Origin of the sequence: Streptomyces sp. A0958 (genome assembly GCF_004795035.1) — a bacterium.
Taxonomy (GTDB): Bacteria; Actinomycetota; Actinomycetes; order Streptomycetales; family Streptomycetaceae; genus Streptomyces.
Genome location: NZ_SSBK01000001.1, coordinates 84,820 through 100,229, shown reverse-complemented (window position 1 = coordinate 100,229; position 15,410 = coordinate 84,820). Strand labels below are relative to the sequence as shown.

At 72.8% G+C, this 15,410-nt stretch carries 12 protein-coding genes; 7 read left to right on the top strand and 5 right to left on the bottom strand.

The window, feature by feature from the left end:
- Window positions 1–43: 43 nt before the first annotated feature.
- Window positions 44–1,378 carry an MFS transporter gene (locus E6P78_RS00500; protein ID WP_136201503.1) on the bottom strand — a complete coding sequence of 445 codons (1,335 nt, stop codon included), beginning with the start codon at window positions 1,376–1,378 and terminating at the stop codon, window positions 44–46.
- A 96-nt stretch (window positions 1,379–1,474) separates the two neighbouring features.
- Entirely contained in the window at window positions 1,475–1,915 is a 441-nt protein-coding gene (locus E6P78_RS00495) for a MarR family transcriptional regulator (protein WP_018554360.1), read from the bottom strand.
- 144 nt (window positions 1,916–2,059) lie between these two features.
- Here E6P78_RS00495 and E6P78_RS00490 point away from each other — a divergent pair, with 144 nt between their 5' ends.
- Window positions 2,060–2,356, top strand: a complete 297-nt coding sequence (locus tag E6P78_RS00490) for a BrnA antitoxin family protein (protein WP_240798983.1) — start codon at window positions 2,060–2,062, stop codon at window positions 2,354–2,356.
- Window positions 2,357–2,383: 27 nt separating this feature from the next.
- On the opposite strand, the gene E6P78_RS00485 is transcribed toward E6P78_RS00490, so the two are convergent.
- Window positions 2,384–3,838 (bottom strand): NCS2 family permease, encoded by a 1,455-nt coding sequence (locus tag E6P78_RS00485; protein WP_136201502.1) that lies wholly within the window; start codon window positions 3,836–3,838, stop codon window positions 2,384–2,386.
- A 186-nt stretch (window positions 3,839–4,024) separates the two neighbouring features.
- Here E6P78_RS00485 and E6P78_RS00480 point away from each other — a divergent pair, with 186 nt between their 5' ends.
- Together E6P78_RS00480 and E6P78_RS00475 are read left to right on the top strand one after the other, a co-directional pair.
- Window positions 4,025–4,321: a DUF2530 domain-containing protein gene (locus E6P78_RS00480; RefSeq protein WP_136201501.1), complete on the top strand. Its 297-nt coding sequence runs from the start codon at window positions 4,025–4,027 to the stop codon at window positions 4,319–4,321.
- 114 nt (window positions 4,322–4,435) lie between these two features.
- Window positions 4,436–6,904: an HAD-IC family P-type ATPase gene (locus E6P78_RS00475; protein WP_136201500.1), complete on the top strand. Its 2,469-nt coding sequence runs from the start codon at window positions 4,436–4,438 to the stop codon at window positions 6,902–6,904.
- A gap of 25 nt (window positions 6,905–6,929) precedes the next feature.
- Here E6P78_RS00475 and E6P78_RS00470 read toward each other — a convergent pair whose 3' ends face one another.
- Both E6P78_RS00470 and E6P78_RS00465 read right to left on the bottom strand, forming a co-directional pair.
- On the bottom strand, window positions 6,930–10,139 hold the full coding sequence (locus tag E6P78_RS00470; protein ID WP_136201499.1) for a molecular chaperone Hsp90: 3,210 nt from the start codon (window positions 10,137–10,139) through the stop codon (window positions 6,930–6,932).
- A gap of 323 nt (window positions 10,140–10,462) precedes the next feature.
- Window positions 10,463–11,377: a DUF3027 domain-containing protein gene (locus tag E6P78_RS00465; protein WP_206307681.1), complete on the bottom strand. Its 915-nt coding sequence runs from the start codon at window positions 11,375–11,377 to the stop codon at window positions 10,463–10,465.
- Window positions 11,378–11,797: 420 nt separating this feature from the next.
- Between E6P78_RS00465 and E6P78_RS00460 the strand changes: the two genes are divergently transcribed.
- Genes E6P78_RS00460 through E6P78_RS00445 form a run of 4 tightly spaced genes read left to right on the top strand, consistent with a single transcriptional unit; the run spans window position 11,798 to window position 15,314 of the window.
- On the top strand, window positions 11,798–13,228 hold the full coding sequence (locus E6P78_RS00460; protein WP_136201498.1) for an MFS transporter: 1,431 nt from the start codon (window positions 11,798–11,800) through the stop codon (window positions 13,226–13,228).
- Between the two features lie 27 nt (window positions 13,229–13,255).
- A complete protein-coding gene (locus E6P78_RS00455) occupies window positions 13,256–13,735 on the top strand; it encodes a DUF2771 domain-containing protein (RefSeq protein ID WP_136201497.1) in 480 nt (159 codons plus the stop codon).
- A 30-nt stretch (window positions 13,736–13,765) separates the two neighbouring features.
- Window positions 13,766–14,476: a futalosine hydrolase gene (locus E6P78_RS00450; protein WP_136201496.1), complete on the top strand. Its 711-nt coding sequence runs from the start codon at window positions 13,766–13,768 to the stop codon at window positions 14,474–14,476.
- Window positions 14,451–15,314, top strand: coding sequence for a 1,4-dihydroxy-6-naphthoate synthase (locus tag E6P78_RS00445; RefSeq protein WP_136201495.1), 864 nt, complete (start codon window positions 14,451–14,453; stop codon window positions 15,312–15,314). Before E6P78_RS00450 ends, E6P78_RS00445 begins: the two co-directional genes overlap by 26 nt.
- Window positions 15,315–15,410 lie beyond the last annotated feature (96 nt).

The window sequence follows — 15,410 nt, the reverse complement described above, 5'->3', positions numbered from 1 at the left end:
TCCGGGCGGGGCCGCGTCGGCTGCGTACGGGGGGCGGCGGGCGTCAGGCCGCCGTCGCCAGTCGTTCGCGCGGGACGAAGCGCACGTGCGGGCGGCCCGGGCGCAGGTCCACCTTCAGCCGCAGCCCGCCGACGCGGGCCAGGATCACGGCGACGCCGATCGCGGCCGCCAGGGACAGCGCACCGCCGACCACCATGCCGGTGCGGACGCCGTACGCGTCGCTGATCCAGCCGACGATCGGGGCGCCCACCGGCGTACCGCCGGCGAAGACCATCATGTACAGGCTCATCACCCGGCCGCGCATGGCCGGGTCGGCCGCCATCTGGACGCTGGTGTTGGCGCTGATGTTGGTCGTCAGGCCGATCATGCCGATCGGCACGAGCAGGATCGCGAACATCCATACGGACGGCGCGAGCGCCGCGACGATCTCCAGCAGGCCGAACACCGTACCGGCGCCGACCAGCATCCGCAGCCGCGAGGAGCGGCGGCGGGCGGCGAGCAGCGCGCCGGCCAGGGAACCGGCCGCCATGAGGATGTTGAAGAACGAGTACATCCCGGCGCCGCCGTGGAAGACCTCGTCCGCGAAGGCCGTCAGCCAGATCGGGAAGTTGAAGCCGAACGTGCCGACGAAGCCGACCAGGACGATCGGCCAGACCAGCTCGGGGCGGCCCGAGACGTAGCGCAGCCCCTCGCGGAGCTGGCCCTTGGCGCGCGGCACGACGACGGCCTTGTGCAGCTCGCTCGTCCGCATCATCATCAGGCCGACCAGCGGCGCGAGGAACGACAGGCCGTTGAACATGAAGGCCCAGCCGCTGCCGACCGTGGTGATCAGCACACCCGCGACGGCGGGCCCGATGAGCCGGGCGGACTGGAAGTTCGCCGAGTTCAGGCTGACCGCGTTGCGCAGCTGGGCGGGGCCGACCATCTCGGAGACGAAGGCCTGTCTGGCCGGGTTGTCCACGACGGTGACCATGCCGAGCAGGAATGCGATCAGGTAGACGTGCCACACCTGGACCACGCCGGAGAGCGTGAGTACCGCGAGCACGACACCGCAGGCACCGAGGGCCGCCTGGCTGACGAGCAGGAGCTTGCGCTTCGGCAGCCGGTCGGCGATGACGCCGCCGTACAGGCCGAAGAGAAGCATCGGGAGGAACTGGAGGGCCGTGGTGATGCCGACGGCGGCGGCGGACCCGGTGAGGCTCAGGACGAGCCAGTCCTGCGTGATGCGGGACATCCAGGTACCGGTGTTGGAGATCACGGCGCCCGTGGCGAACAGGCGGTAGTTGCGGATCTTCAGCGACGAGAAGGTCCCGCCGGGCTTGCTCTCGTGGGTGGAAGTCGGTGCGGGGGCGGAGTCTGCTCCGGGTCCCGTACTCAAAAGGGTTCGCCTCCTCGGCGTGGACATTGCGCTGGCTGACGGGGATGCGGCGGTGGGGGGCGGGGCACCGGGCGCTGCCCGGCACGTCCCCTTCCGCTACAGGTGGGCGAGCTTCTCCAGCACGGGCGCCGCGTTGCGCAGCGTCTCCCACTCGTCCTCGTCCAGGCCTTCGGCGAGGGTGGTCAGCCAGGCGTTCCGCTTGTCGCGGCTCTCGGCGAGCATGGCCTCGGCCTGCTCGGTCTGGCTGACCATCTTCTGACGACGGTCATCGGGGTGCGGTTCCAGCCTGACCAGACCCTTCGATTCCAGCAACGCGACGATGCGGGTCATCGACGGCGGCTGCACATGCTCCTTGCGGGCCAGCTCACCGGGGGTGGCGGAACCGCAACGGGCGAGTGTTCCGAGCACCGACATCTCGGTCGGGCTCAGCGACTCGTCGACGCGCTGGTGCTTGAGGCGCCGGCCGAGCAGCATGACGGCGGAACGAAGGGAGCTCACGGCGGCGGCACTGTCGCTGTCGTGGATCAGGTCAGGCATGTTTGTTAGCGTAACTCATTACCTACCCTAAATACCACTTGGTGGTACACGCGCGAGAGCCGGATCACAATCGATCACCCAAACGAGTGAGTGTGCGGCGGAAAATGACGCACGGCGGGCCCGCGGGACGTAACCCTGCTTGGCATGGGATCGACAGTGCTCAGCCTGCGCATAGACGGTGAGCTGCTCGACCGGCTCAAGCAGCACGCCGCCAAACGCGGAATGAGCGTCCAGGACTACGTGGTCCGGACGCTCATTCGTGACGATTTCGACGAGCGCTTCCAGGCGGCCGTCGACGAGACGGAGAAGTTCTACGGGACGGAGGGGTTCTCCGGCACGGAGGGGTTCTCCGGCACGGAGGGGTTCTCCGGGCCGGAGGGGTTCTCCGGGCCGGAGAAGTTCTGCCCGGCGGAGGGGGTGCCGGCCGAGGAGGTCACCTGACCTCCCGGGCCGGCCCCCGCGCCGCCCTTACGTGAGGCCGAGCGCCGGCATCATGTAGTAGAAGACGAAGACCGCCGACACCGCGTACATGGCCGCCGGCACCTCGCGACCGCGCCCGGAGGCCAGCCGCAGCACGCTGAACGCGATGAAGCCGATGCCGATGCCATTGGTGATCGAGTACGTGAACGGCATCATGACCATGGCGAGGAACGCCGGGATCGCGAGCGTGAAGTCGCTCCAGTCGATGTCCCGCACCGAGCCCGCGATGATCAGGAAGCCCACCGCCAGCAGGGCCGGAGTGGCCGCCTGCGAGGGGACCATGGTCGCCAGCGGCGTGAGGAACAGCGAGACCGTGAACAGCAGCCCCGTGACGATGCTCGCCAGGCCCGTACGGGCACCCTCGCCGACACCCGCCGTGGACTCCACGAAGCAGGTCGAGGCGGAGGAGGAGCTGGCGCCGCCCGCGGCGACGCCGATGCCGTCGACGAACAGCACCCGGTTGATGCCGGGGAAGTTGCCGTCCTTGTCGGTCAGCTTCGCCTCGTCGCCGACGCCGAGGATGGTGCCCATCGCGTCGAAGAAGCAGGACAGCAGCACGGTGAAGACGAACAGGATGCCGGTGAGGACGCCCACCTTGTGGAAGCCGCCGAACAGGCTGAAGTGACCGAGCAGCCCGAAGTCCGGGGTGGCGACCGGATTACCCGGCCACTCCGGCACGGTCAGCCCCCACGCCTCGCCCGGCAGGCCGGCGACCGCGTTGATGATCAGCGCGAGGACGGTCATCGTCACGATCGAGATCAGGATCGCGCCCGGCACCCTGCGGACGATCAGCACGAGGGTCAGCAGCGCGCCGAGGACGAAGATCAGGACCGGCCAGCCGTTGAGGTGGCCGTCGGCGCCCAGCTGGAGCGGGACCGTGGTCTCCGCCTTGTCCGGCATGCGCGAGACGAAGCCCGAGTCGACCAGGCCGATCAGCAGGATGAACAGGCCGATACCGATCGCGATGCCCTTGCGCAGCGAGCCCGGTACGGCGTTCATCACGCGTTCCCGCAACCCGGTCGCGACGAGCAGCATGACCACGATGCCCGCGAGGACGACCATGCCCATGGCATCGGGCCAGGTCATCCGGGGGGCGAGCTGGAGGGCGACGACGGTGTTGACGCCGAGCCCCGCGGCCAGCGCGATCGGCACGTTGCCGATGACACCCATGAGCAGGGTGGAGAACGCGGCGGATAGCACGGTTGCGGTGACCAGCTGGCCATGGTTGAGGTAGTGCTCGTTGATGTCCTTCGCGCTGCCCAGGATAATCGGGTTCAGCACGATGATGTAGGCCATCGCGAAGAAGGTCGCGAGTCCGCCGCGGATCTCGCGGGCTACCGACGACTTCCGCTCGGAGATCTTGAAGAAACGGTCCAGGCCGCCGGTGGGCCGAGGAGCCGGGGGAGGCGTGGCGTCGACCGGAGCGGTGGCCGAGGGGGACATGTATGACCTCAGTCGTACGTAGAGGGGATTAAAACTGGTCAGCCTTGGACGTTCACACGAATAATTCGAGCCAGTCTTGAGCAGATTCAGTATGAATACATGAGGCGAAGATCGCTATCTCCGCGCGTAGACCCTTGGGCCGACTGGCCCGGCGGCCCCTTCATACGCGCCGCATACACTGACGGCATGGCGAAGTGGACACCGAAGCACGAGGCACCGGAGCCCCTGGAGGGGCCCGTCGTCGCGACCATCACCGGCGGCACGATCCTCTGGTTCGTCCTCTTCCTGGTCCAGATCCCGTTCTACGGCTGGTTCGACGACCACGGGCACCTGTGGTGGGTGTGGACCTGCCTGGCGGGCGCGGGCCTCGGCCTGATCGGCATCTGGTACGTACGGGGACGCGACGCGGCCCTCAAGCGGGCTGCGGCGGAAGCGGAAGGCACCGGCTCCGGATCAGCGGAAGCGCCGGGCGCCACCGCCTGAGCGGGGACCTCCGCGCCTCTCCCGTACGACCAGGGGACCATCTCGCTCCTCCCCCGGTCTGATCTTCACACCCCCGGCGGGTGCGCCGGACGTTCCGCCCGTACCGTCTGAACCATGACTCAGCGGGCATCCGACCCCTCCGGAGAACAGCGAACCGGTCCCTCCGGGAGGCCGGCGGCGATCGACGCCGGGGCGGAGCTCGACCCGGTCCACCCGGTCGAGCTGCCGGACCCGCCCGCCGCAGGCGGGCTGACCTCGGCAGAGGTCGCCGAGCGGATCTCCCGGGGCGAGGTCAACGACGTACCGGTACGCTCCTCGCGGTCCCTGACCGAGATCGTCCGGGCCAACGTCTTCACCCGGTTCAACCTGATCATCGGCGTGCTCTGGCTGATCATGCTGTTCGTCGCGCCGATCCAGGACAGCCTGTTCGGCTTCGTGATCATCGCCAACACCGGCATCGGCATCGTGCAGGAGTGGCGGGCCAAGAAGACGCTGGACAGCCTGGCGGTCATCGGCGAGGCGAAGCCCACGGTCCGGCGCGACGGGACGGCGGCCGAGATCCACACCTCGGAGATCGTCCTCGGCGACCTGGTCGAGATGGGCCCGGGCGACAAGGTGGTCGTGGACGGCACGGTCGCCGAGGCGGACGGCCTGGAGGTCGACGAGTCCCTGCTCACCGGCGAGGCGGACCCGGTCGTCAAGCGGGCCGGCGACGCGGTGATGTCCGGGAGCTTCGTCGTCGCGGGGGGCGGGGCGTTCACCGCCACGAAGGTGGGGCGCGAGGCGTACGCCGCGCAGCTCGCCGAGGAGGCGTCCCGCTTCACGCTCGTACGGTCCGAGCTGCGCACCGGCATCTCCACGATCCTCAAGTACGTCACCTGGATGATGGTGCCGACCGCGATCGGCCTGGTCATCAGCCAGCTGGTGGTCAAGGACAACAACGTCAAGGACTCGATCGCCCGGACCGTCGGCGGCATCGTCCCGATGATCCCGGAGGGCCTGGTCCTGCTGACCTCGGTCGCCTTCGCGATCGGGGTCGTACGTCTCGGCCGCAAGCAGTGCCTCGTCCAGGAGCTGCCCGCCATCGAGGGCCTGGCCCGGGTCGACGTCGTCTGCCTGGACAAGACCGGCACGCTCACCGAGGGCGGCATGGACGTCAGCGAGGTCCGCGCGCTGAACGGCACCGACGAGCCGTACCTGCACCGCGTGCTGGGGGCCTTCGGCGCGTCCGAGCCCCGGCCCAACGCCAGCCTCCAGGCCATCATCGACGCCTACCCGGCCCCGGAGGACGGGGGCTGGGACGTCACGGGGACGCTGCCGTTCTCCTCCGCCCGCAAGTACAGCGGCGCCGCGTTCACGGAGGGCGGGGGCACGTCCTCCGCCTGGCTGCTCGGCGCCCCCGACGTGCTGCTGGCCGAGGACGACCCGGCCATGGCGGAGGTCGAGCAGCTCAACGAGCAGGGGCTGCGGGTGTTGCTGCTGGCCCGGGCGCGGGGCGAGCTCGACGCCCCGGACGCCGCCGAGGGGGCCGAGCCGGGCGCCCTGGTCGTCCTGGAGCAGCGGCTGCGGCCCGACGCCGGGCAGACCCTCGCCTACTTCGGTGAGCAGCGGGTCGCCACCAAGGTGATCTCCGGCGACAACGCCGTCTCGGTCGGCGCGGTCGCGGCCAAGCTCGGCATGCCGGGCGCCGAGCACGCCCTGGACGCGCGCCGAATGCCCACGGACAAGGACGAGATGGCCACCGCGATGGAGGAGAACGCGGTGTTCGGCCGCGTCACCCCGCAGCAGAAGCGGGAGATGGTCGCCGCCCTCCAGTCACGCGGCCACACCGTGGCGATGACCGGCGACGGGGTCAACGACGTCCTCGCGCTGAAGGACGCCGACATCGGGGTCTCGATGGGCTCGGGCTCCGAGGCGACGCGCGCGGTCGCCCAGATCGTGCTGCTGAACAACAGCTTCTCGACGCTGCCGTCCGTGGTCGCCGAGGGCCGCCGGGTGATCGGCAACATCACCCGGGTCGCGACCCTGTTCCTGACGAAGACCGTGTACTCGGTGCTGCTGGCCGTCCTGGTGGTCTGCTTCCAGGTCGAGTACCCGTTCCTGCCCCGCCATCTGACCCTGCTGTCCACGCTGACGATCGGCATCCCCGCGTTCTTCCTGGCGCTGGCCCCCAACAAGGAGCGCGCGCACCCGCACTTCGTGCGGCGCGTCATGCGGTACGCGGTGCCCTCGGGCGTCATCGCGGCCGCCGCGACCTTCGCGACGTATCTGATCGCCCGCCACCACTACGCCGGGGCGGGCGCCCTGGACGCGGAGACGAGCGCGGCGACGCTCACGCTGTTCCTGGTCTCGATGTGGGTCCTGGCGATCATCGCCCGCCCCTACACCTGGTGGCGGATCTGCCTGGTGGCCTCGATGGGCCTGGCCTTCCTGATCGTGCTCGTGGTGCCGTGGCTCCAGGACTTCTTCGCGCTGAAGCTGGTGGGCGCGCAGATGCCGTGGACGGCGGTGGCGATCGCGGTGGCCGCGTCGGCGGTCCTGGAGTACGCCTGGCGGCTGGTGGGCCGCCGCTTCCCGGTGTAGCGGCGGCACTCCCCCGGCGCGTCGCTCAGTCGAACCAGCGGTCCCGGGCCAGTTCCTCCGTGCGGGACGGGTCCTCCAGCAGGGCGGCGACCTCGAAGCGGCGGGGCCACTGGCCCGCCGCCCAGGCCAGGCCCGCCGCGACGCCCTCCAGCGTGGCGGCGTGCACCACGCCTTCCGGGGTGCGGCGCCAGTCCAGTTCGACGCCGCCCGCGCGCAGCTCGCCGTGCTCGACGTACGTGCCCGGGGTGCCGGCGCCCAGCAGGGCGCGGACCGGCTCGGGTACGTCGTGCTCCTCGCCGTCGCTCGTGACCTCGGCCTCGACGCTCTCGCCGAGCCGCCGCACCTGGAACAGCTCGGCCAGCTCCGCCGCGTGCGCCGGGGCCACGGGCAGCAGCGGCAGCCCCCCGGTGAGCGGCAGCAGGTCCGGCGCGTCCGCGATCACCGCGTCCGCCGCGTCGACCACCCGCACCTCGCCGTCCACGACCGCCCGCAACTCGTCCGGCAGCGTGACCTGTTCCGGGTCGAGCGCGGCCAGCGCCGTGTACAGGGCGTGCAGTTGTACGGGGCCGACCGGGCGGTCCTCGTCGGCGAGCCGGCCGAGGAGTTCGGCCGCGCCGCCCGGCTCGTCCAGGAGGGCGTCGAGCGAGGTCCGTACGCCCAGGGCGCGCAGCACCTCGGCGTCCTCGAAGCCGGTCGCGTCGACGGAGTCGTACAGGCCCGCCAGCCGGGGGTCGCCCCCGTCGGCACGCAGTCCGGCCGGGCGGCGGCCGCCGAGGACCGGGTGGCCGCGCAGCCACCAGGCGGTGTACGGGCGCACGGACCGCGTGGTGCCGTCCGGGAGCAGCACCCGCACCGGCTGGGTCAGGGCGTCGCGCAGCGGGGGGCGGGCGAGGAGGGCGAGGGCCTGGGGCCAGGCGTCGTCGTCCACGAGGTCGAGGTCGCGGACGGCGACGAGTTCGGTGGCGACGGGCGGCACGGGGCTGTCCGGCAGCTGGTCGAGGATGTCCTCGCACCACACGTCGACGGCGTCGAGCAGCCCGGCGTCGTCGGGTTCGGCGAAGTCGCCGTCGCGCGGCTCCAGTTCGTCCGGGTCCAGGACGACGTCGGTGGCGCGTACGAGGGCGAAGGTGGCGAGCACCCCGCAGGCGGTGAGCGGCTGCTCGCCCCAGCGTTCGGCCAACTCGACGTCGCACAGGGCGAGTTCTTCCTCGCGCATGACGGCGGCGAACGCGCTGCCGGGCAGCACCAGTTCACCGGCCGGGGCAGGTTCACCGTCCTCGTCGGGCAGCGCGAGCGCGCCGAGCCAGGGCTCGTCGCCCGGCTCCAGGCCAGCGTCCCGGACCAGGGTGAGCACGGTCTCGGCCAGCTCGTCGCCGTCGAGCGCGTCCTCGTCCCAGATCTCGCCCGCGTCCAGCGAACCGGCGACGGCGGCCCGCACCTGCGGGGTCGTCAGCACGGCGCGCGGGGTGGCGGGCAGGGCGCCCAGCTTCTCCAGGAGCGGATGCGCGGCGTCCGGGTGGGCGACCTTCAGCCCGAGCCGGGCGAGCCGGTCCAGGACCGGTCCTGTCAGCGCGTCCGGGAGCGGGAGGAGGACCTGCCGGGGCCCGATCGTGGTGCGGGGCAGGGCCGGGATCTGCGGGTCGGGCCCGGGGGACGCCGTACCGGCGAGCGGCACGGGCAGCCCGGACAGCCGGTCCGGGTCGACCCCGGCCAGGCTCTCGTAAAGCCGCCGCCACCAGGCCGGATCGCGCTCCAGACCGGCGAGGCGGTCGATCGCCTCGGTCAGCGGGACGCGGGCGACGCCGAGCGTGCGCAGTTCGACGCGCCGCTCCAGGCCGGCGGGCAGCAGGCAGGGCAGCACCTCGGCGAGCACCGCGACGGTCTGCGCGCCGACGCCCTCCACCACCTCGGCCTCGACCGGCCGCAGGGCGACGCCGTCCTTGCCGACGCCCTCCTCGCCGTCCCAGCCGTCCCACCGGTCCGGTTCGGCGGCCGGGTCGCGCGGGGCGGCCGGCTCCAGGAACGCCACGCGCGGCAGCCGCTCCAGGACCGCGCCCCGCAGCGCGCCGTCCAGCCCGCCCTGCCCGAGCGGCCCCGGCACCAGGGCGATCGTCGCGACGGACACCGGTTCCCAGGCGCCGAGCAGTTCCGCGTACGCGTCGGCCGCGCGCTCGACCAGGAAGTCGGTGAGCGGTCCGGGCGCCGGGTGCCTGCGGGTGGTGTCCAGCGGCAGCGAGGCGATGAGCAGCGCGGGCAGACCGAGCGGTTCGTCGGTGGGCGTCGGCGCGTGCACGACGGGGGCGGTACGGGGAGGGACCGGGGCGCCGTCCGCGTCCACCGGGACGGCCCAGGTCACCGACCAGTGCGGGCGCAGCCGTTCCTCCAGCGGACGGTCGGCGAGCAGGGCCGGCTCGACGGGGCCGTGGTGGGCGACGGTACGCCAGCGGTTCGTCCCGTGCGTGGAGTCCTCGATGTGCGTGTACGGGCCGTGCTGCGAGCGGCGCAGCGTCCGTACGGCCCCCGGGGTCTCCACGACGACCTCGTCGAGCCCGGCCAGGGTGAGCAGCAGCGCGTCGTCCACGGCGGCCAGCAGCCGGCCCACCAGGTCCTCGGCGACGCCGTCGCGCAGGGGCAGGACGACGACGGTGTCGTAGCCGTCGGGTGCGGTGCCCTCGGCGGGCAGCGGGAGCCGCAGCAGCGGTACGTGGCCGTCGCGGCGGCGCAGCTCGTCGCCCAGGCCGGGGCTGCCGACGGCCGCCGCACGGGCCAGCTCGCGGGCCTCGGCGAGGGACCAGCGCACGCCGCCGTGCCGGCCGACGACGGCCGGCTCGTCGCTCACCGCGAGCACGGCGGCGAACCCGACACCGAACCGGCCCACGGCCCCCTCGTGCCCCTCGCGCTTGGCGGAGGCGCGCAGCGTCGACAGCGACTCCACGCCGGTGGCGTCCAGCGGCGCGCCGGTGTTCGCGGCGGCGAGGACGGCGGGGGCGCCGTCGGCGGCCGGGTGCAGGGTGAGGCGGAGCCGGCCGGGGACGTGGGCGCGGGCGGCGGCGTCGGCGGCGTTCTGGGCCAGCTCCACGACGAGGCGGTCGCGGTAGCCGCCGAGCGCGAGGTCCTCCTCGGCGTTGGCGTCCTCACGGAAACGGGCGGGACCGGCGCCCCAGGCGTCGAGTACGCCGCGCCGCAGCCGCGCGGTGCCGAATGGGTCGGCGCCCTCGGTCGCATTGATGCCCACGCGCGTACTCCCTCTGCCGACTTCCAGTGTGCGCCCGAAGCTACCGGGTGCGCGGGGGTGCGGGTCGCGGCCCCCGGCGGTCCCCCCTGGGCGAACGGCCCCCACCCGAGGGCTCCCGTCCTCAAACGCCGGACGGGCCGGGGTTTCGCCGGCGCCCGGCCGCACTCATCGAGACCGGCCGGCCAAACCAAGCCCGTCCGGCGATTGAGGACGGAACCGGCACGCCGGAGCACGGCAAGCACAACCAAGCCCGTCCGGCGATTGAGGACGGAACCGGCACGCCGGAGCGCCCGAGGCCGCAGGGGCCCCGGGCCCAGGTCCGGCTAAGCGTGCCCCAGGTCCTCCGAGACCCCTTCGGCCTCCGCCTCCGCGCGCAGCGAATACTCATCCACCCGCATCGTGTCCAGCGCATGCGGCGCCGGCTTCGGCGGCGTCGGCATCACCGCCGCCTCCGAGTGCCCCCCGCACCCGTACGACAGCGACACCACATGCCCGTCCGCCGGGCTGAACTCGTTCGCGCACACCCCGAAGGCCTGGCGCAGCGAGCCCGCCAGCGGCATCAGGAAGGCGCACGACACGCACGAGGCCGGCGCCGCCTGCGCCATCGGCGTCTTCGCGCCGAACTCCTCGTCCCAGCGGTCGGCCGCCACGTGCAGCCCGTAACGGGACAGCACCCGCGCCCGCCGCACGCCCAGCTCGTCGGCCACCGCCGCGATCGACCCGCGGCGCGGCGGCTCCGGGCGCGTCGTCAGCTCCGCGTCCTCCACGTCGACGAGGTCGGCCAGCTCATCGGTGACCGCGGAGTTCGGCAGCGGCTCGTCCGCACCGGTGAACCCGGGCTCCAGGCGCAGGTCGTCCGCCTCGGTGGGCAGCAGGTCGCCCGGCCCCATGTCGCCCGGCCGCAGCCGCTCGCTCCACGGCACCCACTCCGGCGCGAGCAGCGCGTCGTCGCCCGGCAGCAGCACCGTCTCGTCCAGCGTGACGTTCTTCGCGCGGGAGGCCCTGGCGACCGTCACGGCCCAGCGCCAGCCCCGGTAGCCGGGGTCCTCGCACTCGAAGTAGTGCGTGACGACCCGGTCCCCCTCGGAGACCACGCCCGCATGCTCACCCACGACCCCTGGCGCGGCCGCCTCCTCGGCCGCCGCGCGGGCGAGGTCTACCGCCTCCGCGCACAAACGGTCGGGGACAGGGGTACGGGCGGTACGGGCCGTACGGCCTCGCGTCGTCGCAGCACTCACAGGTCTCGCTTCTCTCCTACGCCAGTCTCACGAGCGCGCCAGCACATCCATCGGTTTCGGCCATACGGTCGCGGACGGAGCGGACCTGGGGGCCGCGTCGACGTCCACACCCGTTGGGCCAGCCTCGGGCACGCCTTCCGCAATCCATTCTGCGGGATCGCCGAGAGGCGCGCGGCCGAGAACAACCGCCGGTGGCGCGCTACGCACGCTACCCTCTCCGCCGCTCCCCGCCCACCTGCCCGTCCCGAACGACGCCGTATCCGGCACGGTGACGCGCCTTCGCGAGGCCGCCTCCGCACCCGCGCCGCCCCCCTCCGCACCCCCCGCCACCTGGTCGATCACTGACCCGACGGGGCGGTCCCGCTCGCGCCCCGCCCCGATCCCGGTTCGCATCGCCCGGTCCTGGGGCACTATGACCAAGTGGCTTCTGCCAGGTCGCACGACGGTCCCGGCCCGCTCCGCAGGACGGGGCGGTCGATCGGCCGTGCCCTGAGGTCCCCGTTCACCGCCGCCGCCCGCTCCATCCGCAGGGCGACGCACGCGCACGGCGCCGGAGAGAGCGGCCTCGGCAAACTGATCGAGCTGCACGCGGTGAACGGCGCGGGCGACGTGATGATCACCGTCGCCCTCGCGTCCACCGTGTTCTTCTCCGTACCGACGGACCAGGCGCGCGGCCGGGTCGCGCTGTACCTCGCCGTGACGATGGCGCCGTTCATCCTGCTCGCCCCGGTCATCGGCCCGCTCCTGGACCGCCTGCCGCACGGCCGCCGCGCCGCGATGGCCGGTTCCATGCTGGCCCGCGCGCTGCTGGCGCTCACCATGTCGGGCGCGGTCGCCACCGGCGGCCTGGAGCTGTACCCGGCGGCGCTCGGCGTCCTGGTCTGCTCGAAGGCCTACGGGGTGGTGCGCAGCGCCGTCGTACCGCGGTTGCTGCCACCGCGCTTCTCGCTGGTGAAGGCGAACTCCCGGGTGACCCTCGCCGGACTGCTGGCCACCGGTGTCGCCGCGCCGATCGGGGCGGGGCTGCAGACCATCGGCCCGCCGTGGCCGCTGTACGGGGCGTGCGCGATCTTCGTCGGCGGCACGGTCCTCGCGTTCACGTTGCCGCCGAAGGTGGACTCGGCGAAGGGCGAGCGCAGGGCGCAGCTGGTGCCGCCGCACGGCGAGGGCGCGCCCCGGCCGCAGCCGCCGCGGTCCTCCTCCCGGCAGAGCGGGCCCAAGGAGCGGAAGAGGAAGGAGAACGGCGAGCGGCGTCCGGGGCTGCGGTCCGTCGGCCCGTCCGTCCTGCACGGGCTCCAGGCCAACGCCTCGCACCGGGCGCTCTCCGGCTTCCTGATCTTCTTCCTGGCGTTCATGCTGCGCGAGCACCCGCTGTCCGGGCAGAGCGCCGCGATCTCGCTGGGCATCGTCGGCGTCGCGGCCGGCGTGGGCAACGCGCTGGGCACGGCGGTGGGCTCCTGGCTCAGGGCCCGCGGCCCCGAGGTCATCATCGCCTCGGTGCTGGGCCTGGCCCTGGGCGTCGCCGTCCTTGCGGCCATCTTCTTCAGCACGGTCATGGTCGCCGCGCTCGCCGCGACGGCGGGCCTCACGCAGGCCCTGTCGAAGCTGTCGCTGGACGCGATGATCCAGCGCGACGTGCCGGAGGAGGTGCGGACCTCCGCGTTCGCCCGCTCCGAGACCCTGCTCCAGATGGCCTGGGTGGCCGGTGGCGCGATCGGGATCGCCCTCCCCCTCAACGGCGTACTGGGCATGTCGGTCGCCGCGGGCCTCCTCGCGCTCGGCGCGTCCACCTCCGTACGGGGGCTGCTGGGCGCCGCGCGGCGCGGCTCGCCGCACCCCCGCGTGGCGTGAGCCGGGGCGACCGATAGCCTTCGGCCCATGACCGTTGCGTTCTTCTCCGGTAAGGGCCGTCGAATCGGCGTCGCTCTTGGTGCCGTGTCCGCGGGACTCCTCGTCCTCTCCGCCTGCGACAAGCCGACGCCGCTCGCCACCGTGACGGTCGGCGACAACTCGGTGAGCACCGAGGCCGCCTGCTACAACGACGGCAAGGCCCTCAAGGAATCCGAGTACAAGAGCTGCCTCAACAAGGAGGCGGAGAAGACCGTCAAGGTCGCGATGGACGACAAGGTCCACTTCGGCGTCGACCCCACCATCGCGGACCACGGCTGGACGCTGTTCATCAACGGCCAGCAGGCCGAGCAGGAGCCGTACAAGAAGACGTACCGCTCCATCCCGGGCAGCGCCTTCTTCTCCAGCCAGACCGGCGAGACCGCGGACAAGACGCAGGTCAGCGTGGTGGAGACGAAGGGCAAGGACCTGGTCGGCATCTGGCACTTCGAACTGAAGAAGACCGACTGACCCCCTCCCGACCTCGAAGGACCCCTCTTCGTGCGTGTGCTCGTCGTGACCGCTGTCCCGGTGGAACGGGACGCGGTCACGCGTGCGTACGGGGATGCCTCCGCCCTGTCCGTGCGTACGGTGCCGGGTGCGGAGATCCACCGGGCGGGCCCGCTCGACGTGCTGGCGGGCGGTGCGGGACCGGCCGCGGCGGCGGCCTCGGCCGCGTACGCCCTGGCGGCGGAGCGCTACGACCTGGTGGTCTCGGCGGGCATCGGCGGCGGCTTCGTCCCGTCCGCCCCGCTCGGCTCGCTCGTCGTCGCGAGCGCGATCGTGGCCGCCGATCTGGGCGCGGACACCCCGGACGGCTTCCTGCCGGTGACGGCGCTCGGTTTCGGCCGCGACCGGTTCGCGCCGCCGCCCGCGCTGGTACGGGAGGCGGCCACCGCGACGGGCGCCCGGACCGGCGACGTCCTCACCGTCTCCACCGTCACCGGCAGCGCCGAACGCGCCGCCGCCCTCCTCGCCGCGCACCCCGGCGCCCTCGCCGAGGCCATGGAGGGCTTCGGAGTCGCGGAGGCGGCCGGCCTGCGGGGCGTGCCCGTCCTGGAGATCAGGGCCGTGTCGAACGCGGTCGGCCCGCGCGACCGCGCCGCCTGGCGCATCGGCGACGCGCTGTCCGCGCTGACCGAGGCGTTCGGGAAGCTCATACCCGTACTGGAAGGCTGGACCCGCCATGACCGAGACGACACCGGCAGCTGACGCGCTGCGCATCGCTTTCTCGCCGTGCCCGAACGACACGTTCGTCTTCGACGCCTGGGCGCACGGCAGGGTTCCCGACGCGCCCGCGCTCGACGTCACGTTCGCCGACATCGACCTCACCAACGGCATGGCCGAGCGCGGCGAGCTGGACGTGCTCAAGGTGTCGTACGCGGTGCTGCCCTGGGTCCTCGACGAGTACGCGCTGCTGCCGTGCGGCGGGGCGCTGGGCCGGGGCTGCGGCCCGCTGGTCCTCACGCGCGAGGCGGGCACGGACCTGACGGGCAAGACCGTGGCCGTACCGAGCGAGCGCTCGACGGCCTATCTGCTGTTCCGCCTCTGGGCGGCCGACGTGGTGCCGGGCGGGGCCGGCGAGATCGTCGTCCTGCCGTTCGACGAGATCATGCCGGCGGTCCGGGACGGCAAGGTGGACGCCGGTCTCGTCATCCACGAGGCGCGCTTCACGTACCAGAACTACGGCCTGCACAACCTGGCCGACATGGGCCGGCACTGGGAGGACACCACCGGCCTGCCGATCCCGCTCGGCGCGATCATCGCCAAGCGCTCCCTGGGCGCGGACACGCTGAAGCTGCTCGCCGAGTCGGTGCGTACGTCGGTCCGGATGGCCTGGGACGACCCGGAGGCGTCACGGCCGTACGTGCTGGAGCACGCCCAGGAGATGGACCCGTCCGTCGCGGACCAGCACATCGGTCTGTACGTCAACGAGTTCACCGCCGACCTGGGCGAGGACGGCTACGCGGCGATCCGCGGCCTGCTGACCCGCGCCGCCGCCGAGGGCCTGGTCCCGCCGCTCGGCCCGGACGCGCTGTCGTTCGTCTGACGTGTCCGGACACACCGGTGCGGTCGACGTCGCCCACGCGGAACGCGGGTGCGGGCGGCCCCGGTCGGGGCGTCCGCTCCCGCGCCGCGCCACGGC

Bases quoted from the DNA above. Each gene is read 5' to 3' on its own strand.
- E6P78_RS00490 (WP_240798983.1), top strand. From the start codon at position 2,060: ATGGGATCGACAGTGCTCAGCCTGCGCATAGACGGTGAGCTGCTCGAC.
- E6P78_RS00445 (WP_136201495.1), top strand. From the start codon at position 14,451: ATGACCGAGACGACACCGGCAGCTGACGCGCTGCGCATCGCTTTCTCG.
- E6P78_RS00480 (WP_136201501.1), top strand. From the start codon at position 4,025: ATGGCGAAGTGGACACCGAAGCACGAGGCACCGGAGCCCCTGGAGGGG.
- E6P78_RS00455 (WP_136201497.1), top strand. From the start codon at position 13,256: ATGACCGTTGCGTTCTTCTCCGGTAAGGGCCGTCGAATCGGCGTCGCT.
- E6P78_RS00475 (WP_136201500.1), top strand. From the start codon at position 4,436: ATGACTCAGCGGGCATCCGACCCCTCCGGAGAACAGCGAACCGGTCCC.
- E6P78_RS00495 (WP_018554360.1), bottom strand. From the start codon at position 1,915: ATGCCTGACCTGATCCACGACAGCGACAGTGCCGCCGCCGTGAGCTCC.
- E6P78_RS00485 (WP_136201502.1), bottom strand. From the start codon at position 3,838: ATGTCCCCCTCGGCCACCGCTCCGGTCGACGCCACGCCTCCCCCGGCT.